At 37.2% G+C, this 1,827-nt stretch carries 2 pseudogenes; both read left to right on the top strand.

Annotated features, from left to right (window positions below):
- Positions 1-371 (top strand): annotated as a pseudogene (locus BA1_RS18160) (phage minor head protein); the annotation flags it as partial.
- Between the two features lie 923 nt (positions 372-1,294).
- Positions 1,295-1,768 (top strand): annotated as a pseudogene (locus BA1_RS18155) (XkdF-like putative serine protease domain-containing protein); the annotation flags it as partial.
- Positions 1,769-1,827 lie beyond the last annotated feature (59 nt).

Genomic DNA, 1,827 nt, shown 5'->3' with positions numbered 1-1,827 from the left:
CTGAATTCAGCCGCAAGCGCGCACGTGTGACGGCGGTCACAGAAGTGTTGACCGCTTCTTCCGTTGCTCAACATGAATCCTATGTCCAATCTCCAGCTGTAACGGGGAAGAAGTGGAAGCACAGCGGCGGGAAAAAGAATCAGTCCAGAGAAAGTCATGTGCAACTGGACGGTACAATCATTCCTTTGGATGAAGAATTTGAGATACCAGGCAGCGGAGAGCGCTGCATGTTTCCGAGAGATACACAGCTTTCTCCCAAAGAGCGAGTGAACTGTCATTGTGCGGTTGGTCCTGTGGTTGACCCTGTAATTTTTGGGTTGTCAGCTGAGGAAAAAGAAGAGATTATAAGAATAGTATTACAAAAAAAGGAATTAAATGGTATAATATCCTCATTATTTAAAGAATGGGGTTATTTTATGAATGATGTTGATTATTGGTCAGAAATAAAAGCATATTTACCTGTGTTTGTTGTTCTTGTATCAGCCGTTATTGCTTTCATTACAAGTATTCGTCATAAAGATCGAGATCGTTTTTATAAAAGTGCTGAGGATAATTTATATAAATTGATAGAACCTATGTATTTTCAGTTGAGAAATATAAAGAATATAAGGGATGAACGTCATAAGGTTGAATTTATTAGAAAGTTTTTCAATACTTATAATCCCGAAACAATAAATATTTCAAAACTTGGAAACAGGAAATTAGTTGATAGATTTATAGAAACACATGAGGCTTTTATTCACTATCAAATTGAATTTGATGATCAAAGTTTGAAACTATTATCTCGTAAGATAGGGAGTTTGGAATATTTGTTAGAAAAAGAGTATTGGAAGCTTTTCGAAGCTATATATAAAGATCACAATTATTTCAAAAAAACTGTAGGTATGAATTATTTGTTCCGCTTTTTTTATAGAATCTCTATTTTTATTGAAAGTACGTTCTTTGCCGTTAGTTGGATAATATTTATTTTTATGCTCATTGTGATTTGTGATGAATATAGAGATGGAACCATCTGGGTTGATGAACTACAAGAAAAATTACTAATTTTATTTTATTGTTTAGTGTTTTCAATTTTCATGCTGGCTATGTCTGTATTTATAAATCTTACTATTGCAGATGATACGAAACAAAAGAAAACCATAAGCGATTATTTAACGCTGGGGATAACTTCTTTGTGGAAAAAAGGTGCTGTGAAAAGGCGAGAACGAAAAAAGGAGAAAGCTATCCGTAAAGAAGAAAGAGCACGAGCGGCCAGTATAGAAGAAAGTGACTAAACTGAAAGGAGGTGAATGAATTGCCACGCGAATTGATAAATGCGAAGATCACACATGTTTCATATGTAGACAAGGCTGCTAATCAAAAGCAGTTCTTTTTTATGAAATCAGAAAAACAACCAGACTTTCAAAAAGAGATCAAGGTCATTGCCAAAGCAGACGATGCGCAGCGTCTTGTGTACGGTATTGTATACGAACCAAACGTAGCTGATGCACATGGGGATTACATGACACCAGAAGAAATCGAAAAAGCCGCTCATGGGTTCCTGAAGGATGCACGTGAGATCGACAAGCAGCATGATTTCCAAGGGGGTGTCGGGGAAGTCGTTGAATCGTACATTGCTCCGTCTGACTTTGAAATGGGCGATGAGGTTATCAAGAAAGGATCGTGGGTCCTTGTGACAAAAGCATCTGATGAAATCTGGGAACAGATTCAAAAGGGTGAAATCACCGGATACTCTATGGCCGGAACAGCGGATATAGGAAAACAAAAGGATCACAAGCTAGACTGACATAGCAGAATGAGACACAAATAAAACACCCTTATTAGGCT

The organism is Bacillus xiamenensis, from assembly GCF_000300535.1.
Taxonomy (GTDB): Bacteria; Bacillota; Bacilli; order Bacillales; family Bacillaceae; genus Bacillus; species Bacillus xiamenensis.
The sequence above is the reverse complement of the archived record's forward strand: the minus strand, read 5'-3'. Positions and strand labels throughout refer to the sequence as shown.